The organism is Maricaulis maris MCS10 (genome assembly GCF_000014745.1).
GTDB lineage: Bacteria > Pseudomonadota > Alphaproteobacteria > Caulobacterales > Maricaulaceae > Maricaulis > Maricaulis maris_A.
Genome location: NC_008347.1, coordinates 2,608,618 through 2,634,444, shown reverse-complemented (window position 1 = coordinate 2,634,444; position 25,827 = coordinate 2,608,618). Strand labels below are relative to the sequence as shown.

The window sequence follows — 25,827 nt, the reverse complement described above, 5'->3', positions numbered from 1 at the left end:
CCCGAACCGTGATGACTGAGGAATTCGACCAGACCGAGGCGGAGCGCCTGGTGGACCGGGACATGCAGCCGGGCGACGGGCGGGACCGCGCCCTGCGCCCGCTCTCTTTTTCGGATTTCGTCGGCCAGAAAGCGGCCATTGCCAATCTGAAGGTCTTCGTTGACGCGGCGCGTCGGCGCGAGGAAGCCCTGGATCATGTCCTGCTGTCCGGCCCTCCCGGCCTGGGCAAAACGACCCTTGCCCAGATCGTGGCGCGAGAGATGGGTGTCGGGTTTCGCGCCACGTCAGGCCCGGTGATCGCAAAGGCCGGCGATCTGGCCGCCATCCTCACAAATCTCGAGCCGCGCGATGTCCTGTTCATTGATGAAATCCATCGCCTGGCACCTGCGGTTGAGGAAATTCTCTATCCGGCCATGGAAGATTTCTGCCTCGACCTGGTGATCGGGGAGGGGCCTTCGGCCCGCACGGTCCGGATCGAGTTGCCACCTTTCACCCTGGTCGGTGCGACGACGCGCGCGGGCCTGTTGGCAACTCCCCTCAGGGACCGGTTCGGGGTTCCCGTTCGACTGGAATTCTATGACGAGGCCGAGCTCGGCTTTATCGTGACGCGAGCCGCGGACAAGCTCGGTATCGGGGCGACGCCGGACGGAGCCCGGGAGATCGCCCGCCGCGCCCGCGGGACTCCGCGAGTGGCCGGGCGTCTGTTGCGACGCGTGCGTGATTTCGCCGAAGCGGAGGATGCCGATCATATCTCCGAGGCAGTGGCGGATCGGGCGTTGAAACGGCTGGAGGTGGATGCGATCGGCCTCGATAGCCTCGACCGGCGATACCTGCGGGCCCTCACAGAAAGTTTCGGCGGAGGGCCGGTCGGCGTTGAAACCCTCGCCGCGGCGCTGGCCGAGGCCCGGGACGCTCTGGAAGATGTCGTCGAGCCTTTCCTGATCCAGCAAGGCTTCATCCAGCGCACGCCGCGTGGCCGCCTTGCCACGGGCCGGGCCTGGGAACATCTGGGACTGGTACCGCCCCAAAGCGGTCAGCCTGCTGCGCCTGGAGGCTTGTTCGGGAAATGACCGATATGATGCAGCCGGCGTCGGGCGCCTTCGGCGACGATCACACCCACAGGCTTCCGGTCCGAGTCTATTACGAGGACACGGATTTTTCCGGTGTGGTCTATCATGCACGCTATCTCCATTTCTTCGAACGGGGACGTACCGAGAGCCTGCGGGCCTGCGGTATCCATCATTCAGAGCTGGCCGCGATGGAACCGGCCCTGGCCTTTGCCGTACGCCGCATGTCGGTCGAATTTGTCCGCGCTGCCCGTGTTGATGATGTTCTGGTCGTCGGGACCGGTTTCCGGCCGCAGGTCGGGGCTCGCCTGATGATGGAGCAGACAATTCACCGGGCAGATGAATTGGTCGCGTCGGCTTGTGTTGAGGCTGTATGCATCGATGGTGCGGGGCGTGCAAAGCGTCCGCCGGCATGGATGCGCAACAAGTGGCTCAGCTATGTTTGAACACGGCAGTGTTACTAACTCGCAAAAGCAATGATCGCGGAATCTTTACAGGCGAGATGACTTGCCCGAGCGCTCCGTGACGATTACCCCTGTAGGAAGTAAAGGGGTAGTTCTTGGCTGAAATCTGGAAAACACCGCAACGTACCGGGCCGGGTTCCTCCTGTTCGCCGGCTCCCCCTCCCAATTTCGAATTCAATATTGCCCGCGTGCTTCAGGATGGCGCCGACATGTTCATGCATTCTGTGCATGAACCGGTCGCTGGAGGTGAAGTCTGGGTGACGATGAGCCTTGTTCGGCGGTCGTCGGCCGGATTGATGACCGTCAAACGCCAGGTGTCGGCCCGTTTTTCTCCTGACGGAGACTATTGTGCCGTTTCCGGCGCGGCTGAGCGCGACCCAAGCCTGAAGGACGAGGCCTCGCTCAACAAGGCGCAGGTGAGTGCCTTCATCCAGATGGTCGTGCGTGAAGGCGGGGCCGAGCATCGTGATGCCTTCATCGATCGGGGACGTTTTGTCAGTCACACGCCTGGCAGCTGTTGTCGCCCTGAAGGGCTGGACGCGCTGGTCGCACGACGCCGGCCGCGACCGGGATTAGTCTATCATGGCGTTGACGATATTGTCGGCGAAGGCGCCTATGTCGCCGTCTTCTCCTGCTTTGACCTGGATGGTGAATCCTTTAGGGCCTGCGACCTTATGCGCCTGGAAGCCGGACGCATCGTCGAGCACTGGGATGTGGTCGAAGCCGTCGCCGCGCACTCGGTTGCGCACAACGACGAGACGTGATCGCGCAGTATTTGCGGTTATCACCTCCTGAAATTTGCCGTATTCGATAGGCAGGAACCGTTCCGGGCGGAATGCGTCAGCGCAGGCATGGAGTCTGCAAGGCGCCGGACGGTTTGTGAAAAACGGTATCGGAACCGCGTGCGTGGATCCGAAGCGCAAGGGTGAGCGTCATGGAGTCTTCTGTCGTCGAAATCGCGCAGGTCGTGGAGGGTTTCTCCTTCTATGCCTTGTTCATGCGCGCCGACTGGGTGGTAAAAGGTGTGATGGGCATTCTCGCCTTCATGTCGATCTGGTCCTGGGCCATTGCCATCGACAAGTCGCTGCAATTGCGCGGTCTGCACGCGAAGGGCCGGCAGTTTGAACGCGAGTTCTGGTCCGGCAGGTCACTCGATGCCCTGTCTGACCAGTTCGCCAAGAATGCCCGTGAGCCCTTCTCTCGTGTTTTCGCGGCAGGTTTGCGTGAATGGAAAGGCGACAACCCGGGTGGGCGTGTGGCCAAGGCTGCCGGCGCCGAAGCCGGTCGTCAGATGACCGAGTCCGAAGGCGGGCTGGGTATTCTCGCGACGATCGCGTCGGCCGCGCCGTTCGTGGGTCTGTTTGGCACGGTCTGGGGCATCATGAATGCCTTCCGCTCGATCGCCGCATCCCAGGATACCAATCTGGCAGTGGTCGCACCGGGTATCGCCGAAGCGCTTTTTGCCACGGCACTGGGTCTCCTGGCGGCTATCCCGGCGGTGATCTTCTTCAACGCCCTGTCCGCCAACCTCGCCAAATACGGGTCCCGTTTGGACGGTTTCGTCGACGAGCTGTCGGCCCTCGCCGACCGCGACGGGGTGTAGGCCGATGGCTGTGTCGCTCGACAGTGGCGGATCCGGTCGCGGACGTGCCCGCTGGAAGCCGAAGGCGGAAATCAATGTCACGCCCTTCGTGGATGTGATGCTGGTCCTGCTGATCGTCTTCATGATCACCGCGCCTCTTCTCACGGTGGGCGTTCCGGTCAATCTGCCGGAAACCGAGGCTCGCAACCTGCCAGCTGGTGAGGAGCCGCTGACAGTGACCGTCAATGCGGACGGGCTGATCTATCTCCAGGAAACCGAAATCCCGCTAACCGAGCTGGTGCCGCGCCTGCGGGCCATCGCCGGAACGGGTTTTGACGCTCGCATCTATATTCGCGCCGATGATGGTGCCGCTTATGGTGACGTGGCGCGCGTGATGGCGCGTATCAACGCGGCCGGTTTCTCCAATCTGGGCCTGGTGACGGACCCGGTGCAGCAGTAACGGCGACAATCTGGTGCGTGGTCTTGTTCTCTCCCTTTTCGTACACGGCGGTGTCATCGCTGCGGGGTTGATCTATCTGCCCCGCATGACCAGCGTGTTCGAGGCAACGCCGATTGTCCCGATCGAGCTGGTGACCCTGGGTGAGACAACCAATATCCGCGCCGCGCGTCCGGACCCGGAACCGGTCGTGGAGGAGGAACCGGCCGAGACGATCGATGATGTGATCGACGAGCCGGAACCTGAGCCCGCTCCGGAGCCCGAGCCGGTCGAGGCTGAACCCGAAATCATTGACGAGACCCCGGAAGCGCCGACTGAGCCCGAACCGGAACCGGAGCCGGATCCCGTGGAAGAGGCCCCGGAACCCGCACCGGAACGCCCCGCACCGGAACGCCGCCCGGCTGAGCCGTCCCTGAATGACATGCTGGGTGATCTGTCCAGAAGTGTCGCGGAAACGCGCGATGCCCAGGCCGTTGACGAAGGCCCGTTGCGTGCGGCGGTCGGTGATGGTGAACAGATGACGGCGACCCTGCAGGCCATGATACGCTCTCACCTGTCGCGCTGCTGGCGCGCATCGCTGGATGCGCCCGAGCCCAATGAGCTGGCGGTCCAGCTTGTGCTCAATCTGGACCGGTCCGGCGAGCTGACCGGGCCACCGCGCCTGACCGACCAGGCCCGCATCCTCAATTCGCCCAATCCCTATTTGCGCGTGGCCGGCGAGCGGGCCTTGCGCGCGGCCGTCCAGTGCCAGCCTTATCCGCTGCCGCCGGAAGCCTATTCCGAGTGGCGTCAAATTGAGGTCAATTTTTCGCCGTCCTTATACGGTGGCTAGTCACATTCGTTCCGGAGACCCTGTCCCATGACCCGAATTTTTGTCCTGTTCGCTGCGCTCCTCGCCCTGATTGGCTGGTCCGCCGCCTCCGATGCCCAGGAACCGCTGCGGGTCGATGTGACCCAGGGCAATCTCGATCCGATGCCGATCGCCGTGCCTGATTTTGTGGGCGCGTCGGACGAGGCCCTGCGCCGCGGCGCCGACATCACCCGCGTGGTCGCCAATGACCTGGCCAGCTCCGGCCTGTTCGCGCCGGTCGACCAGGACGCCTTCATCGAGGACATCGCCAATATCGACCTGCGTCCGCGCTTTTCGGATTGGCGGGTGATCAATGCCGATGCGCTTCTGGTCGGCAGCGTCACCATCCAGGAGGATGGCCGTCTGGTCGTCGGTTTCCGCCTTTGGGACACCCGCCTCGAGGAACAGCTTCTGGGCCTGCAATACCGCACCGCGCCGGAAAACTGGCGCCGGGTGGCCCATCGCCTGGCCGATGCCGTCTATGAACGCCTGACCGGCGAGACCGGCTATTTCAACACCCGCATCGTCTATGTCTCGGAAGGTCGCGGCATCGAGGGCGAGCCGATCCGCCAGCTCGCTTTGATGGACCAGGACGGTGCCAACCCGTCCTTCCTCACCGACCGTTCCTACATGGCCCTGTTGCCGAACTATTCGCCCAGCGCCCAGGAAATCACCTATGTGTCCTTCCTCGACGGCCAGGCGACGACCTATCTCTACAATCTCGAGACCGGTCGACAGGAGGCCCTGTTCGCCTCTGGTGGTGCCGGCGCTGCCAGCCAGGTCGATCCGGACGGGCAGAGCCTGTCAGCGCGTTTCTCGCCGGATGGCTCGGAACTGGCGGTGTCGATCGAGACACGGTCAGGACACGACATTCACTTGTTCGACCTGCAGACCCGCAATCTCCAGCGCCTGACCCAGCACCCGGCTGATGATGTCGAGCCGTCCTTCGCACCGGATGGCGAGCGGATTGTCTTTTCCTCGGCCCGCGGCGGTGGCTCGCAACTCTATGTGATGAACCGCGATGGCAGCGACGTTCAGCGCATTACCTTCGGATCCGGCCGCTATACGACACCCGTCTGGTCGCCGCGCGGCGATCTGATTGCCTTCACCAAACAGGTTGGCGGCCAGTTTTCGCTGGGCGTGGTCCGTGCGGATGGCTCTGGTATCGAACGCATCCTTTTTGAAGGCTACTTCGTTGATACCCCCGCCTGGTCGCCGAATGGACGCGTTTTGTTGTTCACTCGGGGCGAGCAACGCGCCAATGGTACCCGATATGAAATCTGGAGCGTGGACCTTGCCGGTTTCAACCTGCGGCGGCTGGCAACAGGCGGAATGGCGTCCGACCCGGCATGGTCGCCCTTGATTGAGTGAAGGATTTCTGCGTAACGTTTTATCCGGTAAACGGCACCATTGGGGGGGCCGTCGTCGGTTCGATATCACGCCATGCGTGATTGGGAGTAAGTCACAGGCTTTGTTTGCTTGGGCTGGATGAGGGTGTAACATTATGAAAATCAAACTGTTTGCTATTGCGGCGCTTGGGGCGTTTGCGACCGCTTGTGCGTCTACACCGGTCGAAGATACCGCACCGGTACGGGACACGCGCCCTGTTGATCCGCCTATCGAGGATACCCGTCCGATCGAAACCGGCCCGATGGCTGGCTCGCCGGATCATTTTGTCGCAACAGCCGGTGACCGTGTCTTCTACGGTCTCGACCGCCACGATCTCTCGGATGAAGCGCGTGCCACGCTGCGCCGCCAGGCCGCTTGGCTCGCCTCCTATCCGGGCACCCGCATCCTTGTCGCCGGCAATTGCGACGAGCGCGGCACGCGTGAATACAACCTGGCGCTTGGTGCCCGTCGTGCCAGCGCGGCGCGTACCTATCTGATCAGCCAGGGCGTCGACCCGTCGCGGATTTCCACGACCTCCTATGGCAAGGAACGGCCGAGCTGCTCGCAGTCCTCGGAAACCTGCTGGGCGGTCAACCGCAACGCCACCACGACCTTGCTGAGCGGTTATACCAACTAGACTGCCGCCGCATGAAACAGGAAACGCCCGTGACTGGTCCGTCGCGGGCGTTTTCAATTCCGGCGCCGGGCCGCAATTTCGCCGTCCTCTTCCGTTAGGTGCGTTCTCATGATCAGATTTGTTTGCCTTTTCGCGCTCACGGCGGCCATTGCCCTCAGCGCTCCCTCCCAGGCCCAGTCCCGCCGGGAACTCGCCGAACGCATCGACGCAACGGAAGTGCGCCTCGGCAATCTGGAGTCGGAATTCATGGCCGGTGACCCGGTCGCCGAAGCCCTGATCCGGCGGATGGATGAGCTTGAATACCAGGTCCAGTCCCTGACCGGTGAAACCGAGCGCCTCAATTTCGAAAATCGTCAATTGCGGCAACAGGTCGAAGCGCTTGAAGCGGAAGTGGAGGCCAACCAGCGGCCAGCGGAACCCATAATGGATGATGCAGCGGTCGCGTGGATGAATGAAGGCCTTGATGGGGCCGCACCGGAAGTCGATGGTTCCGCGATTGCGATCGTCGATCCGGATGACCCCCATGCCGAGGCCCGGGCGGCGGCAACCGGCGTGCTCGGTGGCGGCGGTGCATCGTCTGTGACCGAGATGGCGCCGGTCGACCCGGCCGTCATTTTCGAAGCGGCGCGGGCACGATTGGTCGACAGCGACTTTATCGGCGCCCAGGCCGGGTTCGAAGGCTTTATCGCCGACAATCCCGATCATGCCCTGACAGCTCAGGCCCAATACTGGTTGGGCGAAACCTTCTATGTGCGCAGTGACTTCACGCAGGCAGCGGACGCCTTCATTGCCTCCTTGCGCCTGCAACCGTCAGGCGAGAAGGCACCGGATGCCCTGGTACGCCTGGCCGCCTCGCTTCATGGCATGGGCCGGACCGAGGATGCGTGTTCGACCCTGGCCCGCTTCGGGCGCCAATTCCCCAACGCCGCTCCGGCTTCGCAAGCGCGGGCGGCCCGGGAGTCGGTGCGCGCCAACTGCCGCTAGGCGTGGTCGCGCGGGCTGTCCAAACCGTCAGGTCAGCTCTCGGCCGGCTTGCCGGGGAGGGCCCGCTGGGGATCGCCTGTTCCGGCGGCGGAGACAGTCTCGCCCTGCTGGTGATCGCGTCGGATTGGGCCCGGGCGAATGGCCGTTCCCTGCAAGTCCTGACGGTTGATCATGGCTTGCGCAAATCCAGTGCCGATGAGGCGAACCATGTCGCCGCCATGGCTGACCGTCTGGGCTGGCCCTGCACCTGCCTCACCTGGGATGATGCGCGCCCTGGCGCAGGATTGCAGGCGCGGGCCCGTGACGCCCGCCACCGGCTGCTGGCCCGGGCCTGTCGGGATTTGGGTTTGACGGAATTGGCGCTTGCGCACACCCGCGACGACCAGTCCGAAACCGTCTGGCTCCGACTGGCAGCGGGTGGCAGCTGGCGCAGTGCGGCGGTGATGTCTGACAGGGCGCCATCGCCTGTCTGGCCGGAAGGACGCGATCTCGATTTGCTTCGGCCGTGCCTGGATGTGACCCGTGCCGAATTGCGCCGCGTCCTGTCCGATGCCGGGATCGACTGGGTCGATGACCCGTCCAATGAGGATGATCGCTATGCGCGGGTCCGGGCACGCGGAGATCTCGGGCTATTAAGCGAGGCTGGCTTCCAGCCGGATCGGTTCGCAGAGCTGGGAGCGCTGTTGCGTCCGGTCCATGCAGCGGAACGGCGTGCGGCCTGGCACTGCGGTCAAGCTGCGCTGGTGGTTCACGCCTGGGGCGGTGTGAGCATCGACAGGGCGGCCTGGTCACGGATTGTCCCGGCGGTACGGCTTACCTTGCTGGACGCCCTGGTCATGGCGGTGTCCGGTCAGTCGGTGAGTCCGTCACGGGGCCGGCTGGTGCCGCTCGACGCCGCCATTCTGGCAAGCACATCGGTCACCGGTTGCGGCGTCCAGGTGCTGGCAGGGACTGCCGTGACTGTCTGGTTGATCCGCGACCGCGGAGCGGTTCTGGGACGGGTCGATCATGACGGCATCGACCCATGGACGGACCAGAGCGATGTTTGCCGTGTCTTTGACGGCCGCTTTGAAATTGCCACCAGCGCACGCAAACTTGAATGGGGAGTTTTGGGCGAGACATATGACGGGCTCACTTCCCGCGCTATATTGGACGCGGTGCCCGGTGCGGCGCGGGCCGGCCTGCTTGTCGCGCGCGAAGCGGGGCTGGTTGTGGTATTGGCAGGACTGGGGCCGGTCGCAGGCAGTCTGACCGCGGAGGCCGCGCATGTCCGCTCGCTGGTCGCGCACAGATTTTGCAGGCGTCTGCTTCCGCAACCGGCGGTCAGATGGTTTGATGAGCCTGAAATGGCCTGACAGACGCGGCAAGTTGCCGCCGGGCTGCTAGCCCGACTGGCGCCGGGGCGTCGGAGTGCCCATATCTGGTCGTGAATGACCGAATGATTGAACGGATAAACGCATGCCTATGAGAAATATTGCGATCTGGGCCGTGGTCCTCGTCCTGGTGATGGTCCTGGTTCAGATGGTCGGCCGCTCGGCTGATCCGGCGACGACCCAGCGTGGGCCGTCCTACTCGGATTTTCTGGACCGGGTGGAGCGCAATGAAATCGAAAGCGCGACCATTCAGGGCGATACACTTTTCGCCGTGACCGCGTCTGGCGAGCGTTTCGAAGTGGTACTGCCGCCGTCCGATACCGAGACTGTCGGCATCCTGCGCGAAGCCGATGTGAATATCCGCGTCGAGGAACCGTCGGAAGAGGGCAATATCTTCCTGTCCATGCTGTTCAACTGGTTCCCGCTTCTGCTGCTGATCGGTGTCTGGATCTTCTTCATGCGCCAGATGCAGGGCGGTGGACGCGGCGGGGCGATGGGTTTCGGCAAGTCCAAGGCCCGTCTGCTGACCGAGCATCATGGCCGCAAGACTTTTGACGATGTTGCCGGTGTCGATGAAGCCAAGGAAGAACTGCAGGAAGTCGTCGAGTTTCTGAAAGACCCGTCAAAGTTCCAGCGTCTAGGCGGCAAGATCCCCAAGGGCGCCCTGCTGGTCGGTCCTCCGGGTACCGGTAAGACCCTGCTCGCCCGTGCGGTGGCCGGCGAAGCCAATGTGCCCTTCTTCTCGATCTCCGGTTCTGATTTTGTCGAGATGTTTGTCGGCGTCGGCGCCAGCCGTGTCCGCGACATGTTCGAGCAGGCCAAGAAGAACGCGCCCTGCATTATCTTCATCGACGAAATCGATGCTGTCGGTCGTTCGCGCGGCGCCGGTATCGGTGGCGGCAATGACGAGCGCGAACAGACGCTCAACCAGCTCCTCGTCGAGATGGACGGTTTCGAGACCAATGAAGGCATCATCCTGATCGCCGCGACCAACCGTCCCGATGTGCTCGACCCGGCCCTGCGCCGTCCGGGCCGTTTCGACCGCGAAGTCGTGGTCGGCAATCCGGATATTCTGGGCCGTGAGAAAATCCTCAAGGTCCACATGCGCGAAGTTCCGCTGAGCGAGGATGTCGACGTCAAGATCATCGCACGTGGCACGCCCGGTTTCTCTGGCGCCGACCTGGCCAATCTGGTCAATGAGGCCGCCCTGCTCGCCGCCCGTCGCAACAAGCGCCGCGTTGCCATGCAGGAATTCGAGGATGCCAAGGACAAGGTGATGATGGGGCCGGAGCGTCGGTCCATGGTCATGACCGATGCCGAAAAGAAGCTGACGGCTTATCACGAAGCCGGCCACGCGATTGTCGGCCTGAACATGCCGCAGCATGACCCGCTGCACAAAGTCACCATCATTCCGCGTGGACGCGCCCTCGGCGTGACGTTCAACCTGCCCGAGGCTGACCGCCTCAGCTATTCGCGCCAGTATTGCGTGTCGCGACTGGCTTCCCTGTTTGGTGGCCGCGAAGCCGAGATCATCGCGCTGGGTCCGGAGAATGTGACCAATGGTGCGACCAGTGACATCCAGCAGGCCACCGGCATGGCACGCGCCATGGTGATGGAATGGGGCATGTCCGAGACGCTGGGCCGGGTGCGCTATGAAAACCGCTCCTACGAAGCGCCGGCGATCTCACCGGACACGTCCGAGCTGATCGACAAGGAAGTTCGCTCCCTGATCGAAGATGCCGAGACCACGGCGCGCCGCATCCTGACCGAGCGCCGGGCCGATCTCGATACGCTGGCTGAAGGCCTGCTGGAATTCGAGATCCTGTCCGGTCAGGAGGTCAAGGACCTGCTGAACGGCAAGCGGCCGGAACGTCCGGACGAGACCACGCCGCCGCCGAGCGACACGCCGAGCAGCGCCGTGCCCAGCACGGACGAGGAACCGGACACCGGTCCGGAACCGCAAGGCGCCTGATCGGCGGACATTTGCCAAGACCAGACCCCGGACCTGCCAAGGTCCGGGGTTTTTCTTGGCCCGGTCCTCGTTGACCGGAGATTCAAATCATCGGCTACTGGCCCGATAACCCAGGGATGCTGGAGGGGCGGATGCGTGCACTATTGGGAATGCTCGGGCTGGTTTTCGTGACATCTTGCGCCCACCATCCGACGGGTGGGATGGATGGCACCGGCCGGGCGTCGTCCGGGCTCGTCACGCATTATCGTGTCGCCATCGAGGCCGCCCTGGATGATCAGCAGGTCGCGTTCGTACAGACATCCAGCTTTACCAGTCTTGCCGATGGCGATGACGTGCACACAATCCATTTCGAGGCACTGCCTGCCTGGGTGACCGACCTGTCCAGTGCCGGCAGCGGGGAAAGACAGGACCTGGAGGTCAGCGTCCGGCCAAGCCGGTTGGATGGTGGCGTGATCTTCTACGAGGTCATGATCGTCCATGCCGATGCCTCGACCCCGCAACCGTTCGGCCTGACGGAAAATCCGGGGCTGTCCATTGCCAGCGGCGATACTGCAGTGGTCCATCTGGCCCAGGAGGCCGGCGAGGTCTATTCCCGCTTCACGCTTGACCTCAACCCGGTCGACGCTGCGGACTAGCGCCATCCAGACCGGGCCGGACCGGGCCTGCAGGCTGGCTTTTCAATTGTCGCTGTGTGGCGGCGCAGCGTATATCAGGGGCAGGCAGTAGCCCCGCTGTCGCCGAGAAACACTACGATATGGCCAAATTTCGCTCCCGTCGCCAAACCGGTCTGCCCTTCGTGATGGGCGTGCTCAATGTCACGCCGGACAGTTTTTCAGATGGTGGCGATTTCATCGACCAGGAAGCGGCGGTCGCGCGCGGCCTCGAAATGCTGGCAAATGGTGCTGACGTCATCGATGTCGGCGGTGAGTCGACCCGGCCGGGCGCGTCACCGGTCACCGACAAGGAAGAGATGCGCCGCGTCCTGCCGGTGATCAAGGCGCTACGCGAGCGTACTGCAGCGCGCATTTCCATCGACACATTCAAGCCGGTCGTGGCCCGCGCCGCCGTCGATGCCGGCGCGGACATCTGGAATGATGTCATGGCCTTGCGTGCTGACGGCGCGGTCGAAACAGCCGCCGAGCTGGGCGTGCCGGTGATCATGATGCACATGTCCGGGACGCCACAGACCATGCAGGCCAATCCGCAATATGATGACGTGGTGTCGGAGGTCTGTGACTTCCTGACCGAGCGCGCCGACATCGCCATGGCAAAGGGGGTCAGCGCCGACAGTATCTGGCTCGATCCGGGTATCGGTTTCGGCAAGTCGCTGGATCACAACCTGGCGCTCATGCACGATCTCGATCAGGTCATCGGGCTGGGCTATCCGGTCCTGTTCGGCGCCTCGCGCAAGCGCTTCATCGCCGCCATTGATGATGGAGCGGCCGAGATGGAGCGCCTGGGCGGCTCGCTGGCGGCGGCCCTGCGGGCGGCCGCAGTCGGAGCGGCGATGGTTCGCGTGCATGATGTCCGCATGACGGTGCAGGCCCTCAAGGTCCAGGCGGCAATCCGAAAGGGGCGTGCCTGAATGGGCTATACGCTTTACGGCAAGGCGGGGTTCGGCTCGGTCTGCATCGAAGCAGCGCTCGAGCTGGTTGGGGCGGACTATGAGTTCGTCGAGGCTGATCCGCTGGGTGATGCGGCAGACCAGCGCCGCCTGAAAGCGATCAATCCGGCCGGGCAGGTACCGGCCCTGATCCTGCCTGACGACCGTATCATGACCGAAAGCGCCGCCATCCTGATCTGGCTGGGGGACCGCTACCCGCAAGCGGATGTGGCGCCGGCTCCGGACGCGGCCGAGCGCTCGGAATATCTGCGCTGGCTTCTGTTCTGCGCCTCGTCGATCTATTCGACTTTCACCCTGACCGATGGTCCCGACCGCTTCCATCCCGACAGTCGGACGCATGACACCCTGCTGGCGAATGCCAACACGCGACGGACCGATCTGTGGACCCTGATGAATGATGCCTTTGACGGCATGCCGGGGCCCTTCCTGCTTGGTGAACGCTTGAGCCTTCTGGATGTCTATGTCGCCATGATGAGCCGCTGGGATCCGGGTCGGGCGGCTTTCGCGTCGGCCGCACCAGCCCTCTGCTCGGCGGTCGAGGCAACAGAGGCCGATCCGGTCATTGCCGAGGTCTGGGCCCGCAATTTCCAGTCTGAGGCCTGACCGGCATGGCGTTTCTCACCAATCCCTGGACCTTGCTCGTCTTGGGCGGCATTTGCGAGATGGGCTGGGCGCTGGGGTTCAAATATGTCCGCAGCGACGCGCCCTGGTGGCAGCATGCGGCGGTGTTGGCCGTTCTCGCGGCCTCGATGGCGCTTTTGTGGATGGCGATGAAGTCATTGCCCGCCGGGACTGCCTATGCTGTGTGGACCGGGATCGGAGCGCTCGGTGTGGCCACGTTGGGCATTCTCGTCTTCAATGAGCCGGCCACACATATGCGGCTCTTCTTCCTGGCCCTGATCCTGGTCGGGATCATCGGTCTGAAGGCGGTCAGCGGCGAGACCTAGCCGAACGGGTCATCGATCGCGTGCGACGGCTCGGTGAACCAGCGCGGACCGGTCGGCGTCATGTAGAAATGGTCCTCCAGCCGGATGCCGAATTCACCCGGCACGCAGATCATCGGCTCGTTGGAAAAGCACATGCCGGCCTGCAGCGGCGTGTCGTCACCACCGACCAGATAGGGTCCTTCATGGATGTCGAGGCCGATGCCGTGACCGGTCCGGTGCGGAATGCCGGGCAAGGTATAGTCGGGACCCAGTCCGCGTCGTTCGGCCTCGGTGCGCGCGGCGGCGTCAACGGCGCTGCAGGCGACCCCAATCTGTGCGGCCTGGAAGGCTGCCAGCTGACAGGCCTTCTCGGCCTCCCAAATCTCGCGCTGATGGTCGGTCGGCTCACCGAACACATAGCTGCGCGTGATATCGGATTGATAGCCATGGATGGCGCAGCCGGTATCGATCAGCACCATGTCGCCCTCATCCAGCGTCTTGGGATTGGCGACGCCATGCGGGAAGGCCGTGTCCGGTCCGAACAGGACAATGCAGAAGGTCGATCCGCCCGGCGCGCCGACGGCCTTGTGGGCGGCGTGGATGAACTCGGTGACCTCGCCAGTGGAAATACCGGGGCGGAGGATGCGCGCGACGGCGGCATGCACGTCCAGCGTTGCCGTCTTGGTCGCCTGCATCAGGGATATCTCTTCGGCATCCTTGATCATGCGGCCGGACAGGATGAGGTCGCTGGCATCCCCGATTTCGCCCCGACAGGCGGCGGCAATGGCGTTGGCAGTGACCAGCGGCGTGGTCGGATCGAGGCCAAGCCGGCCGCTCGCGCCGTCGAGACCGGCCAACAGGGCAAACGGGCTTTCATGCTCTTCCCAGACAGCCAGCGGGGCGGGCAGGTGCATGAAGGCTTCCAGCGTACCGGTCTCGAAGGCCGGGCCGAGATAGGTCAGACCGCCATCGGCTGTGACAAGGGCGCCGACCAGCCGTTCCGAGGCGCGCCAGCGAAGGCCGGTATAATAGGTCAGATTGGTGCCGGCATTGAGCCAGGCCGCATCCAGTCCGGCGGCCTTCATGCGCTCGCGCAGCCCGTCGAGGCGCTCGGTGAGACGTTCGGCCGATATCGGCTGACAATGGCTGAGCTGATCGGTGAGCTTTGCCAGCTCCGCCGCGGCGTTCGACCCGCCCACGCCACGTGTCATTGTGCTGGCTGGCATTTGTGTCTCCCAAAAAAGTGGCGGCTATCCAATCCGGCGGCTTTCAAAGCGTTTCCAGGATCGCCTCGACGCGTTTCATGTCGTCGGGCAGCTCGCTTTCAAACCGCAGCGCTTCACCGGTCACCGGATGCTCGAAGCCCAGGATCGCGGCATGCAATGCCTGGCGGCGGAAGGCGCGCAGGGTTCCGCTGTCATCATCATATTCGAGCAAGCGACCGCGTTTCTGCCCGTAAACCGGGTCGCCCAACAGCGGACAGTTGATATGCGCCATGTGAACACGAATCTGGTGGGTGCGTCCCGTTTCAAGCCGGCATTCGACCTTGGCCGCCATGCCGGTGCCGATCGCCGCGCCTTCGGCCTGACCGAAGCGTTTCAGGGTCGTATAATTGGTGATCGCATGCTTGCCGGCTTCCGAATTGGGGTCATGCGGGACCTCGAATTTCTTGCGGTCGCGCGAGGAGCGGGCCAGCTGCGTCGCGATCCGGCCGGCCTTCGGGCTGGGAGCATTGCGGGTGAAGGCGATGTAGGCCCGCTCAACGGTGTGTCGGGCGAACTGGATGCTCAACCCCTTGTGCGCCACATCCGATTTGGCCACGACCATGACGCCGGATGTTTCCTTGTCGAGACGGTGCACGATGCCGGGGCGCTCGACCCCGCCAATGCCGGACAGGGAGCCGGCGCAATGATGCAGCAGGCCGTGCACCAGCGTGCCGGTCCAATTCCCGGCAGCGGGGTGGACTGACAGGCCGGCCGGCTTGTTGATCACGATCAGGTGGTCGTCTTCGTGCAGGACATCGAGATCCATCGGTTCCGGTGTCGGTGTGTCGGCCCGCGGTTCCGGAATGCCGACCGTATACTCGCTTCCGGCAAGTACCTTGGCGGAGGGGTCGGTCACGGCGACGCCGTCCACCGCCACCTGCCCGGCTTCGATCAGCGCTTTCAGGCGCGAGCGTGAGAGGGACTCAACCGAGGCTGCCAGCCAACGATCCAGTCGCTGCCCCGCATCTTCCTCGGTTGCTTCCAGTGTGCGGGTTTCGGCGATATCGGTCATGCAGCGACAGTCTCCCAGCTGATGCCTGAATGCAACGGGCACGCAGTTTGATGCAGTGCGTCATTTAGCTGTCACCTGCCTGTGGGCAAAGCGTCATGGCCAGCGCATAAGCACGCTGGATCAAGCGCGGTCGAGGGGGCCGCGCGCGTTCGAGGTAGTAACATCATGACATTGAAGTCCCGTCTTCTGACCGCCGCCGCCCTTGGCGCACTGGCACTCAGCACGCCCGCCACCTTCGCCCAGGACGATGCGGGTGAGCCCACCGACGTGATCCGCGTGACAACCCAGTTCCGCGAACAGTCGCTGGCCGATGTGCCGATCAATGTCTCTGCCTTTGATGAGGAACGTCTCGATGCGCTCGACATTGCCGACTTTGAAGACCTGGCGGCATTCACGCCGGGCCTGATCGTGCAGGAGCAGAGCCCGAACAATACCGGCTACTCGATCCGCGGCATTACCACGGACAGCGGCGAAGCCACGTCGGAAACGCGCGTCGCCGTCTTCCAGGATGGCGTGTCGATCACCCGCTCGCGCGGCTCCTATGTCGAGCTGTTCGATATCGAACGTGTCGAGATCGCCAAGGGGCCCCAACCGACCCTGTTCGGTCGCGGTGCGCTGATCGGCGGTATCAACATCATCCAGAACAAGGCCGATGACGAATTCTCCGCTTCAGTGGAGGTCGGTGCCGGCAATGAAGGTCAGATCGAAGCCCGCGGCCACGTCAATTTCGCACTGAGCGAAAATTACGGCCTGCGCTTTGCTGCGGTCAGCCGCGAACGTGATGGCTATATCGACAATGCGCTGGGCGGCGAAGGCCTGCAGGGTCGCGACACCCAGGCCCTGCGCATGGTGTTCTCGGGCGCGCCGACCGACCGTTTCTCCTTCGACCTGATCGCCAACTACCAGCAGGACACGCCTCCAGGCACCTCGTTCAAGTCAGGCACCATCCCGGCGCCGGGTGGTGACATCGACCCCTTCACCCCGGCCGCGCTCAACACGTTCGGTGGCTTTGAAGGCGGCGCTCCGCTGGGCCTTGATCGCGAAGTGCGCGGTGTGACACTGCTGGCCGACTACGCCCTCAACGACGCCTGGACCCTCAGCTCGATCACCGGCTGGCGTGACTTCGCCTCGGTCGAGATTTTCGATCCGGACGGCACGTTTCTGCCTTTCCTCGCCATCGCCGAAGATGCGACGGGCGAGCAGTTCAGCCAGGAATTCCGCCTGTCCTATGACAATGGCGGACGCCTGACCGGTTCCGTCGGTGCCCTGTGGTTCACCGAAGAGGGCGAACAGCGCATTCCGATCGCGATGGATGAGCGCGTCGCCCAGGCCATGCTCGCGCCAACCCTGGCGGCCGGTTTCGGTGCCACCGTGGCCCAGCTGGAAGGCCTTCTGGCGCTGAACGGCTTCCCGGGTGTTGATCTGGACGATCCGCTCAACCCCTTCCCCTATTCAGTCGCTGGCCTTTTGACGCTGGGCCAGCTCGTCCCGCTGCGCAGTTTCTATCTCGAGGAAGGCTCCAACAGCGCCGAGACCACGTCCTGGGATATCTTTGCCGACGCTTCCTACGCCGTGACTGACCGTCTCACCCTGACCGCCGGTCTTCGCTATACCGCTGAGGACAAGACCTCTGCCGGTTATGGCCGCTCGCTCTCCGGCCCGAATTTCGTGACCTTCGGTGACACCCTGATCACGCCCTACACGCCGAACGGCGCCGAAATCAGCCAGTCCGGCGATTTCGATGACTTCACCTGGCGTTTCGCGGCATCCTATGCCGTGACCGACCGGATCAACACCTGGGCCAGCTTTGCCCGTGGCCGTCGCCCCGACGTGATCTCCGTCGACACCACCTCGCCAACCTTCTTCTCGGAAGCGCCGGCGGAAATTGTCGACTCGCTCGAGGTCGGTGCTTTCATCACCTTTGATCGTGGCACGGTCTCCGGCTCGGTCTTCTACTCCGAGTACGAGAACTTCCAGTCCTCGCGTTTCGATCCGAACACGGTCTCCTTCGTCACCGACAATGCCGGTAATGCCACGCAATACGGTCTCGAGGTCCAGGGTGATTTCGACCTGGCCGAAACCGCCAACCTGTTCGTCAGCTACGCCTACAACATGGCCACGTTCGACGACACGGACAGCGCCGGCAATGCGCTGGAACTGGCGGGCAACCGCTTCCGCTACGCGCCGGAACACACGATTGCGCTTGGTCTCGACTGGGATGTCGCATCCGGTGACTGGGGTTCCCTGAGCTTCATGCCGACCTGGTCCTGGCAGTCGAAAATCTACTTCGACAACAATAATGACCGGTTTGGCGGCGTGCTGCAGCAGGAGGCCTATGGCCTGCTCAATGCCCGCCTGCGCTATGAAAGCGCGGACGAGCGCTATCATGCCGAGCTTTACGGCTCGAACCTGACCGATGAGGACTATCTGATCGATGCCGGCAATACCGGCGGCGCCTTTGGCATGCCGACCTATATTGCCGGCGCGCCGCTGCTCTGGGGCGTGCGTATCGGCGCTGACTTCTAAGCGGATTGTCGAACCCGGTGCGGGGCGTTGGCCAACGTCCCGCACCGCGTTCATTGCGGCAGGTGAAACTGTCGGGCAAACGCGCTAGTGAAGAGGCATGAGAGCGTGGCGAACACGTTGCGAAACAAGCGCTGCATATGGCGCGGTGAGGGGACATCATGAGCAAGATCAATCTGACACGCCGGACCGCCCTGATCGGGGCTGCGGGCGCCGGACTTGCTGTTTCCGCCTGTTCGCAGTCCCCGGATGTGTTCCAGCCGGTCGAGAATGGCAGCTTCAATCACGGCGTGGCATCGGGTGATCCGGATCAGTCGAGCGTGATGTTGTGGACAGCCCTGACCAATGATGGCGGCGGCTATCGCGGTGTTGAAGTGGCGCGGGACGACGCCTTCACCGATATTGTCTTCGAGCAGGGAGGCGAGATCGCCTATGTGACGGTCCAGCCGCTCGGCACGCTAAAGATCCTGGCCACTGGCCTGGAGCCGGGCGCGAGTTATTTCTATCGTTTCCGGCTGAATGACGAATACTCACCGGTCGGCATCACCCGAACCCTGCCCGAAGGCGCGCTGGATCAATACCGGATCGGGGTTTTTTCCTGTTCCAATTTCCCGGCCGGGCATTTCAACGTTTATCGTGAAGCCGCCGAGAATGGCGATCTCGATCTGGTCGTGCACCTGGGTGATTATTTCTACGAATATGGCGCCGGCCAGTATGCGACCGGAAATTCCGAGGCGATGAACCGCGTGCCCGCGCCCGTGCACGAAATCATCAGCCATGCGGATTATGTCGAACGGCACGCCCAGTATAAATCCGATCCGGACCTGCAGGCCTTGCACGCGGCGGCACCGTGGATCCTGAGCTGGGATGATCACGAGACCGCCAATGATGCGTGGCGTGACGGCGCCGAAAACCATGACGAGAGCGAGGGCGCCTGGGCCGACCGGCGCGAGGCGGCTCTGCGCGCCTGGTATGACTGGCAGCCGGTTCGCGAGCCGGATGGTGATTTGCGCCAGCGGCGCGGTCATTTCGAGATCGGGGATCTGGCCACGCTGTGCCTGCTGGAAAGCCGGTTGATTGCGCGTGATGAACAGGTCGGGGTGGACACTTTCCCGCTGGCCTCTGACGCCGACGAGACGGACCCGGCCAATCTGGAAGCTGTCGCGGCCTGGAAGCGGGATGTGATCGGCGACGAAGGCCGGACCCTTCTCGGGCGCGACCAGATCGACGACATCCAGGCAGCCTGCGGGGCGTCCAAGGCGGCCGGAAAGCCGTGGCGCATCCTTGCCAACCAGGTCATCATGAGCCGCGTCGACTTCCCGAATTTTGCCACCGAGATGCCCGGCTGGCTGCGGTGGTGGGCGACGCGCAACAGTGAGTTCGCCCGCAATTTCATCATGAGCACGCGATTTGGCGTCCCCTTCGGTCTCGACATGTGGGATGGCTATCCTGCAGAGCGCGAGCGTCTTTACGCCGCTTTGCGCGCTGTTGATGCCGACATCATCACCATCACCGGCGATGTGCATTCCTTCTGGGCCAACGACCTGCGTGATAGCGACGGCACCCGGGTCGGCACCGAGCTGGTCGCGGCTTCGGTGACCAGCCCGTCACCCTTTTCCAGCTTCAAGGCGCCCGGCGTTGACTATGGGAAGTTGATGGTCGAGGCCAATGACGATGTCGGCCACTGCAACATGGAAGATCACGGCTATATCCGCCTGACCCTGACCCGCGACGCGGCTGATGCCGAGTTTATCAAGGTCAGCGACATTCTCACGCGCGACTATCGGGCCGGTATCGAGAGCCAGTGGCGGGTGCGTCCGGCGGTCAATGGTGAGGTTCCTGCGGTTGAACGAGTTGGTTGAGGCGGGTGCCAGACGCGGGTGGCAGCATGCCCGACTGGTCGGACAGGCTGTTTTGGTAGGTCACCCAGAAGTCGATCATTTCAGGCCAGATCCGATCGATGAGGTCGATCGCCAGGCCGTGCAGTTCTGCTGACCGTCGGGCGTTGGATAGCACCGCCTCCTGACGGTTGGCATCGACGACAGCAAGGTTTGACGACGACTTCAGTCGCGCCGCCCGGGTCACCAGGCGGTGCCGCCGGGCCAGCAGGCTGACCAGGGCCGCGTCGACGGTGTCTATTTCCTGTCGGACACGATCAAGCGGAGACCGTGTCATTGCGTCGACCATTCCATCCCGGGTCGCCCGCCGAGATATCCGTTGATCACGGGGCGGTCGAGTACATCGGCTTTCAGCGAATTCTTGAGCTCCAAAGGAGCGATTTGATCGTCTAGAAAATGCCGGAATGCTGCGGCGACCCGAACCATGTCAACCGAATGTGGTGACAGACGCACCGCGGCGATGCCGACGCGCCGCAGGTCGAACGAGGGTGTCGTCGCCAGGTGAACGCCGTCGGACAGGGTCTGCAAGCCGTTAAAGGCAAGGAACGGGGCGCCGTCGACAGTGCTGACAGTTTTTCCGTCCGGGTCTTCTTCACAGAAATAGCGGCAACTGTCCTTGTTGAGGCTGTGAAATCGCGCGTGGTAGCAGCGACCGGAATGTGCCAGTGGCAATCGACCAAAGCCGAACACCTCTATCGGCATGTCCGGGCGGGCGGCATGGACGGCGCGGATCGCAGCGAGTGACATTTCAACCGGCGGGCACCAACGTGTACAGCCTTCATCCTGCAGCGCAGCGAGGGCGGTCTCGTTGTAGATGTTGAGCATCGGGCCTGCTGTGAAAGGCCTTCCATTTCTCGCGGCCAGCGCGCCGATATCGTTTACCTCGATTTCGGCGTCAAAGGTGGACAGGGATGCGGTGGCGCTTCTTTCGCGCTTGTTGGTCGGCGAGCAAAGCGTCGACCAGACCGCTGTTTTGCCGGCGCGTTCCAGCCGTTCCGCGGCATCCACCAGGGTGGATTCCACGAGCGGGCTGCGCTTGCCGCACACAACCTCGCCCACGTACACGCGATTGATGACGGATTCGTCGGCAATGCGCGCGTAGAAATCGGCCAGGGTCTGGACCGGCCAATTGAAAAACAGGGGGCCGAGCGTGAGTTCAATGGGTGCGGTCATCGCCACGTCTTCCTGTATGCGCCGGTTGTCGACCGGTGCCCCTCCGTCATGTGGTCCAAGGCCGCGGCTTGCGACACGCGATTGCTGTCTCCTGCCATCAGCCGATCAATGGCGTTGCGAAACTCCCGGGTGACCCGTTCGACATAGGCCTTTCCGCGTTGGCGCCCTTCGATTTTCAAGGCTGTGACCCCCGCATCGGCGAGCTCGGGAAGGACGTCGAGCGTATTCAGACTGACCGGGTCCTCGAACAGGTGCGCTGTCTGGCCGCCTGCACTGAACTTGCCTTTGCACAAGGTCGGGTAGCCGATTGGTTTGTTGTGGTTTTCGCGTTGAATGGTGAGGCCCGACAGTCGCGCTGACTTGTACTCGGCATCGCGGGTGTAACTGACAGCCTCTGCTGGCGAGCAGACGCCCGACAGGTTGGGTGACCGCCCGGTGACGAAAGACGACAGGTGGCAGCGCCCTTCGGTCATCACGCACAGGCCGCCGAACGCAAAGGCTTCAATCTCGACATTCACCTCAGCGGCGAGGTTGCCGATTTCGGGAATGCTGAGAATGCGCGGCAAAACCACGCGTTTGACGCCAAAGCGGCGGGCGTAGAACTCGACCGCCTCGGCAGTCCCGGCAGCGGCCTGAACGGACAGGTGGAGGCGCAGATCGGGATAGCGCTCTGCCGCATGGTCAAGCACACCGATATCGGCGGCGACGATTGCGTCCGCGCCCGCCTCCCGGGCGCAGCGAACAGCATTTTTCCACGGCCCTGTATGCCCTGCGGCTGCGAATGTATTGATGGCGACAATGACGCGGGCGCCGAACGCATGGGCAAATTCGACGGCGTCCCTCAGCTCGGCTTCGGAGAAGTTGAGACCAGGGAAGTTGCGGGCATTGGTTTCGTCACGCAGGCCGCAGTAAACGGTGTCCGCACCCGCGCGGATTGCCGCCTTGAGTGTTGCCGGTGTGCCGGCCGGTGCCACCAGTTCGAATGGGGGAGGCTGCATTCATCGTGCTCCTTGCCGGGAGGGATCGTCAGGTCCGGCTTGCCGGGCGGACAGGATCGGAAGGCCCAGGGGGAGAAGATCGGCGAGTGTCAGCTCTGCCTCTTCCAGGGCATTGCGCAAGCCGACAATCAGGCTGGTGTCGCCTTCGATCCACAGGTCGTTCGAGAAAAAGACCGCATCGCCGTCTTCGCGACCTTCGAAGACATTGATCAAGGTCCGGATCGGCGCCTCAATCCTCGCATCGCTAGGCCGGGTGTCGCGGCAGGCGATGGCCCGGACACGCGGATCGAGTCCTCCCAGCGAGATCTGGAAGCTGACAGGCATGTCCGTTGGCACGATGCAGACGGTCCGGTGCTGCGACAGGTCCATCCGGTCAAAGACATCGGGCCGCTGGTGGAGGACCCGACGCAAGGCGGCCGACAGTCCCAGTGACAGCGGCAACAGCATGACGCCGCATGCGCTCTGAACGAGGCTCGAGTGCACGTCCTGCAGGCTGGGCAGACGAGGGCGGGCGTGGACGTTTCGTCGGGCTGGCATGGTTTGCGAATCTCTATGGGAGCTTTGACGTTTCACGCCCTTGTCACCTCATCGATACACCCGCTAATTGATAATTATCAAGTATTGGAGATGCGACAAACGCGCACATCGAACAGGCTGCAAGGGCTGTGAAAGGCCTGACCAACACGCAACAAAAAGCCCCGCAGCCTGGCTGCGGGGCTTTTCAGTGTCTGCGATGTTGCGACGATCAGGCGCGTTCGAGAAGGCGCATGAAGCGATCTTTCAGATCGCGGTCATTGCGGAATTCGCCGGTGAAGGTGGTGGTGATGGTCGAGACATTCGGGTGGTGCACACCGCGCGTGGTCATGCACTGGTGCTTGGCGTCGACCAGCACGGCGACGCCGCGCGGTTCCATCGCCTCGGTCAGCGCGTCGGCGATCTGGGCGGTCATGGTCTCCTGCGTCTGCATGCGCTTGGAGAAAATCTCCACCACGCGGGCAATCTTGGAGATGCCGACCACGGCTTTCGACGGCAGGTAGGCGACATGGGCCACGCCCATGATCGGGGCGAGGTGGTGTTCGCAATGGCTCTCGACATCGATATTGGTCAGCATGACCATGTCGTCATAGCCCTGCACGTCCTCGAAGGTCTTGCCGAGCGCCTTGAGCGGGTCGGCGTCATAGCCGGAGAACCATTCCTCATAGGCCTTGACCACGCGCTTGGGCGTGTCGAGCAGGCCTTCGCGGGTCGGATCATCGCCGGCCCATGAGATCAGGGTCCGCACAGCGGCTTCAGCCTCTTCGCGGCTCGGCTTGGTATTGATAGCGGCTGCGATACGGGCAGCGTCAGGGGTCACGGCGTCCATCCTCATGGATCCTTTCGTTCTCGGGTCGGTTCGGCTTATACGTCCAAACCGTAGTGCCGGTTTCCGGATCGAGGATGCAGATGACAGCTGGCCAGCTGTCACACCTGTTATCCTCTGCTTTCGCGCTTGCGCACTTGCGGGTATTTAGGCGGTCCGCGCGCGATTTCCAATGATTGGGTCGCATACGGCGCGGAATATTTCAGTATCACACCAGACCAAAGACGGGTTTCCCCATGACTTCGCTCACCCTTTTCGACACGATGGCGCGCCGCAAGCGCGACTTCGAACCGACCGATCCTGGCCGGGTGACGATGTATGTCTGCGGACCGACCGTCTATTCCTACGCCCATATCGGCAATGCCCGCCCGGCGGTCGTCTTCGACACGCTGTTTCGCGTCCTTCGCCGCCTCTATGGCGAGGACCAGGTGATCTATGCCCGCAACATCACCGATGTCGACGACAAGATCATCGAGACGGCGCGTGAAAGCGGCAAGCCCATCGAGGACATCACCTCGCATTATGCCGACATCTACCGCGCCGATATGGGCGCGCTGGGCGTCACCCTGCCGACCATCGAGCCGCATGCCACCGACCACATCCCCGAAATGATCGGCATGGTGCAAAACCTCGTCTATAGCGGTCACGCCTACGAGGCCGACGGCCATGTCCTGTTCGACGTGTCGTCCTATGAGAAGTATGGCCGTCTCTCCAACCGTGACCTCGACGACATGATCGCCGGGGCGCGGGTTGAAGTGGCCAGCTACAAGCGCAGCCCGGCTGATTTCGTGCTGTGGAAACCGGCCAAGGATGACGAGCCGGGCTGGGACAGTCCCTGGGGTCGTGGCCGTCCGGGCTGGCACCTCGAATGCTCGGCCATGAGCGAGAAGCATCTGGGCAAGACGATCGACATCCATGGCGGCGGCACTGACCTGGTCTTCCCGCACCATGAGAACGAGATTGCCCAGTCGGTCTGCGCCCACAAGGGCGCGCCCATGGCCAATTACTGGCTGCACAATGGTTTTCTGACCATGGGCACCGACAAGATGTCCAAGTCGCTGGGCAATGTTCAGCTCGTCCACGATCTCATCAAGGACTATCCGGGTGAGGTGCTGCGCTATGCTTTGCTGACGGCGCATTACCGCGCGCCGCTGACCTGGACGGCAGACCTGCTGGCCAAGACGCGGCGCTCGCTCGACCGGATCTACGGCGTGCTGCGCCGCCTCGGCGAGATCGAAGCCGCGCCGAGCGATGTGCCGCCGGCTTTTCTCGAAGCGCTGCACGATGATCTCAACACGCCCAAGGCCCTGTCAGAGCTCTTCCAGCTCGCCGGCAATGCCAACAAGGCGTTGAGCGATGTCGAAAAGGCGCAGGCCAAGGGTGAGCTTCTTGCCGCAGCGGGCATGCTCGGTCTCGGTCAGGCCGATCCCGATGCCTGGTTCGGCCTGACCGATCTCGACCCGGCCGAACGGGCCAGGATCGATGATCTGATCGTGCGTCGCCAGACGGCGCGGGAAGAGAAGGACTGGCCGACCGCCGATGCCGTTCGCGACGAGCTCAATGCCTTGAAGGTCCAGGTCGATGATGGGCCGGAAGGCTCGACCTGGCGCAAGCTGGACTAGGGCGATGGCACTCAAGGGCTTCAATGTGATGCTTCAGGCCGAGGACGCCGTGGGAGAATGTTTTGTCTCCTACGGCGTCGTCGCTGCCGATGCCGATGCTGCTGCAAAACTGGCCGAGGGCGCGGCCCTGTCGGAAGGCTTCTGGGCGGTCGAGATCGAGGATGCCTGGGAGCCGGAACCGGAAGAGGGCGACGAACCACTGGGCGACATCCCCGAAGTGCTGGGCCGGACCGAGCCGACCTATCTCGACGAGGATGATTTCGACATCGACTGAGCGTGTGCGAAGCTGCAGCTGGCCCGGCGGGACCGTGATCGGGTCAGTGCAGGTGGGAGTGTTCGATGGCGACGCGTCGATTTGATGTGGTTCTGACCGGTTGCGATGCCGCCGGGGAGTATTGCATCACCTTCAAGGTATTGGCGCCCGATGCCGTTGAGGCTGAGATCCTCGCCCGGGCCGCCGCGGCGCTGCAGGATATCGCCGTTGCGACGGTCGCCTCGGTGGATGATCTCGGCCCCAGCCCGTTTGAGGCCGACGGTATTCGCCGGGTCGCCGGACGGACCGGGAAAACCTACGCCGGGGCCTGACGGCGCGGAGGCTGCCGGGGCTGCGACAATCATCGCGCTGGCGCCGCGGGGCATTTCTCCCTAAAT

At 63.2% G+C, this 25,827-nt stretch carries 27 protein-coding genes; 20 read left to right on the top strand and 7 right to left on the bottom strand.

The genetic code is table 11. The features are described from left to right. Positions 1-11 precede the first annotated feature (11 nt). From ruvB to MMAR10_RS12465, 15 genes are all read left to right on the top strand, one after another. A complete protein-coding gene (gene ruvB / locus MMAR10_RS12535) occupies positions 12-1,070 on the top strand; it encodes a Holliday junction branch migration DNA helicase RuvB (RefSeq protein WP_011644359.1) in 1,059 nt (352 codons plus the stop codon). After that, on the top strand, positions 1,067-1,513 hold the full coding sequence (ybgC, locus tag MMAR10_RS12530; RefSeq protein ID WP_324602943.1) for a tol-pal system-associated acyl-CoA thioesterase: 447 nt from the start codon (positions 1,067-1,069) through the stop codon (positions 1,511-1,513). The genes ruvB and ybgC overlap by 4 nt, the downstream gene beginning before the upstream one ends. Before the next feature lie 227 nt (positions 1,514-1,740). Beyond that, the gene (locus tag MMAR10_RS12525) at positions 1,741-2,295 is read left to right on the top strand and encodes an ester cyclase (RefSeq protein ID WP_150099778.1); all 555 of its coding nucleotides are present in this window, start codon (positions 1,741-1,743) and stop codon (positions 2,293-2,295) included. Positions 2,296-2,465: 170 nt separating this feature from the next. Then, positions 2,466-3,134 (top strand): protein TolQ, encoded by a 669-nt coding sequence (tolQ, locus tag MMAR10_RS12520; RefSeq protein ID WP_011644356.1) that lies wholly within the window; start codon positions 2,466-2,468, stop codon positions 3,132-3,134. 4 nt (positions 3,135-3,138) lie between these two features. Then, the gene (locus MMAR10_RS12515; protein WP_011644355.1) at positions 3,139-3,573 is read left to right on the top strand and encodes an ExbD/TolR family protein; all 435 of its coding nucleotides are present in this window, start codon (positions 3,139-3,141) and stop codon (positions 3,571-3,573) included. 13 nt (positions 3,574-3,586) lie between these two features. Continuing rightward, positions 3,587-4,402: a cell envelope integrity protein TolA gene (locus MMAR10_RS12510; RefSeq protein ID WP_011644354.1), complete on the top strand. Its 816-nt coding sequence runs from the start codon at positions 3,587-3,589 to the stop codon at positions 4,400-4,402. A gap of 27 nt (positions 4,403-4,429) precedes the next feature. Beyond that, the gene (locus tag MMAR10_RS12505; protein ID WP_011644353.1) at positions 4,430-5,791 is read left to right on the top strand and encodes a Tol-Pal system protein TolB; all 1,362 of its coding nucleotides are present in this window, start codon (positions 4,430-4,432) and stop codon (positions 5,789-5,791) included. A gap of 133 nt (positions 5,792-5,924) precedes the next feature. Continuing rightward, complete coding sequence (gene pal, locus MMAR10_RS12500; protein ID WP_011644352.1) at positions 5,925-6,446, top strand: peptidoglycan-associated lipoprotein Pal; 522 nt, start codon at positions 5,925-5,927, stop codon at positions 6,444-6,446. Positions 6,447-6,554: 108 nt separating this feature from the next. Beyond that, complete coding sequence (gene ybgF, locus MMAR10_RS12495) at positions 6,555-7,430, top strand: tol-pal system protein YbgF (protein WP_011644351.1); 876 nt, start codon at positions 6,555-6,557, stop codon at positions 7,428-7,430. A 2-nt stretch (positions 7,431-7,432) separates the two neighbouring features. Beyond that, complete coding sequence (tilS, locus tag MMAR10_RS16410; RefSeq protein WP_011644350.1) at positions 7,433-8,785, top strand: tRNA lysidine(34) synthetase TilS; 1,353 nt, start codon at positions 7,433-7,435, stop codon at positions 8,783-8,785. Positions 8,786-8,888: 103 nt separating this feature from the next. Beyond that, the gene (gene ftsH, locus MMAR10_RS12485) at positions 8,889-10,775 is read left to right on the top strand and encodes an ATP-dependent zinc metalloprotease FtsH (RefSeq protein ID WP_011644349.1); all 1,887 of its coding nucleotides are present in this window, start codon (positions 8,889-8,891) and stop codon (positions 10,773-10,775) included. A 131-nt stretch (positions 10,776-10,906) separates the two neighbouring features. Next, positions 10,907-11,410: a hypothetical protein gene (locus tag MMAR10_RS12480; protein WP_011644348.1), complete on the top strand. Its 504-nt coding sequence runs from the start codon at positions 10,907-10,909 to the stop codon at positions 11,408-11,410. A gap of 119 nt (positions 11,411-11,529) precedes the next feature. After that, a complete protein-coding gene (folP, locus tag MMAR10_RS12475; protein WP_011644347.1) occupies positions 11,530-12,360 on the top strand; it encodes a dihydropteroate synthase in 831 nt (276 codons plus the stop codon). After that, positions 12,361-13,002 carry a glutathione S-transferase gene (locus MMAR10_RS12470; RefSeq protein WP_011644346.1) on the top strand — a complete coding sequence of 214 codons (642 nt, stop codon included), beginning with the start codon at positions 12,361-12,363 and terminating at the stop codon, positions 13,000-13,002. It begins immediately after the preceding gene. Positions 13,003-13,007: 5 nt separating this feature from the next. Next, positions 13,008-13,346, top strand: coding sequence for a DMT family transporter (locus MMAR10_RS12465; RefSeq protein ID WP_011644345.1), 339 nt, complete (start codon positions 13,008-13,010; stop codon positions 13,344-13,346). Here MMAR10_RS12465 and MMAR10_RS12460 read toward each other — a convergent pair. Then, the gene (locus MMAR10_RS12460; protein WP_041636986.1) at positions 13,343-14,536 is read right to left on the bottom strand and encodes a M24 family metallopeptidase; all 1,194 of its coding nucleotides are present in this window, start codon (positions 14,534-14,536) and stop codon (positions 13,343-13,345) included. The two genes, MMAR10_RS12465 and MMAR10_RS12460, sit on opposite strands and share 4 nt — an antisense overlap. A gap of 58 nt (positions 14,537-14,594) precedes the next feature. Next, positions 14,595-15,602 carry an RluA family pseudouridine synthase gene (locus MMAR10_RS12455; RefSeq protein WP_011644343.1) on the bottom strand — a complete coding sequence of 336 codons (1,008 nt, stop codon included), beginning with the start codon at positions 15,600-15,602 and terminating at the stop codon, positions 14,595-14,597. Positions 15,603-15,767: 165 nt separating this feature from the next. Here MMAR10_RS12455 and MMAR10_RS12450 point away from each other — a divergent pair, with 165 nt between their 5' ends. After that, positions 15,768-18,128, top strand: coding sequence for a TonB-dependent receptor (locus tag MMAR10_RS12450; protein WP_011644342.1), 2,361 nt, complete (start codon positions 15,768-15,770; stop codon positions 18,126-18,128). Between the two features lie 158 nt (positions 18,129-18,286). After that, entirely contained in the window at positions 18,287-19,987 is a 1,701-nt protein-coding gene (locus tag MMAR10_RS12445; protein ID WP_011644341.1) for an alkaline phosphatase D family protein, read from the top strand. On the opposite strand, the gene MMAR10_RS12440 is transcribed toward MMAR10_RS12445, so the two are convergent. From MMAR10_RS12440 to folE, 5 genes are all read right to left on the bottom strand, one after another. After that, positions 19,950-20,300: a chorismate mutase gene (locus MMAR10_RS12440; protein ID WP_011644340.1), complete on the bottom strand. Its 351-nt coding sequence runs from the start codon at positions 20,298-20,300 to the stop codon at positions 19,950-19,952. The genes MMAR10_RS12445 and MMAR10_RS12440 overlap by 38 nt on opposite strands. Beyond that, positions 20,297-21,196: a ubiquinone anaerobic biosynthesis protein UbiV gene (gene ubiV, locus MMAR10_RS12435; protein WP_011644339.1), complete on the bottom strand. Its 900-nt coding sequence runs from the start codon at positions 21,194-21,196 to the stop codon at positions 20,297-20,299. Before ubiV ends, MMAR10_RS12440 begins: the two co-directional genes overlap by 4 nt. Next, on the bottom strand, positions 21,193-22,194 hold the full coding sequence (gene ubiU, locus MMAR10_RS12430; RefSeq protein WP_011644338.1) for a ubiquinone anaerobic biosynthesis protein UbiU: 1,002 nt from the start codon (positions 22,192-22,194) through the stop codon (positions 21,193-21,195). The genes ubiV and ubiU overlap by 4 nt, the downstream gene beginning before the upstream one ends. After that, the gene (ubiT, locus tag MMAR10_RS12425; RefSeq protein ID WP_150099777.1) at positions 22,195-22,731 is read right to left on the bottom strand and encodes a ubiquinone anaerobic biosynthesis accessory factor UbiT; all 537 of its coding nucleotides are present in this window, start codon (positions 22,729-22,731) and stop codon (positions 22,195-22,197) included. A 208-nt stretch (positions 22,732-22,939) separates the two neighbouring features. Beyond that, on the bottom strand, positions 22,940-23,557 hold the full coding sequence (folE, locus tag MMAR10_RS12420) for a GTP cyclohydrolase I FolE (RefSeq protein WP_011644336.1): 618 nt from the start codon (positions 23,555-23,557) through the stop codon (positions 22,940-22,942). Positions 23,558-23,790: 233 nt separating this feature from the next. Between folE and cysS the strand changes: the two genes are divergently transcribed. From cysS to MMAR10_RS12405, 3 genes are all read left to right on the top strand, one after another. Then, positions 23,791-25,176: a cysteine--tRNA ligase gene (gene cysS, locus MMAR10_RS12415; protein ID WP_011644335.1), complete on the top strand. Its 1,386-nt coding sequence runs from the start codon at positions 23,791-23,793 to the stop codon at positions 25,174-25,176. A 4-nt stretch (positions 25,177-25,180) separates the two neighbouring features. Further along, positions 25,181-25,450, top strand: a complete 270-nt coding sequence (locus MMAR10_RS12410; RefSeq protein ID WP_011644334.1) for a hypothetical protein — start codon at positions 25,181-25,183, stop codon at positions 25,448-25,450. A gap of 65 nt (positions 25,451-25,515) precedes the next feature. After that, positions 25,516-25,761: a hypothetical protein gene (locus tag MMAR10_RS12405; protein WP_011644333.1), complete on the top strand. Its 246-nt coding sequence runs from the start codon at positions 25,516-25,518 to the stop codon at positions 25,759-25,761. Positions 25,762-25,827 lie beyond the last annotated feature (66 nt).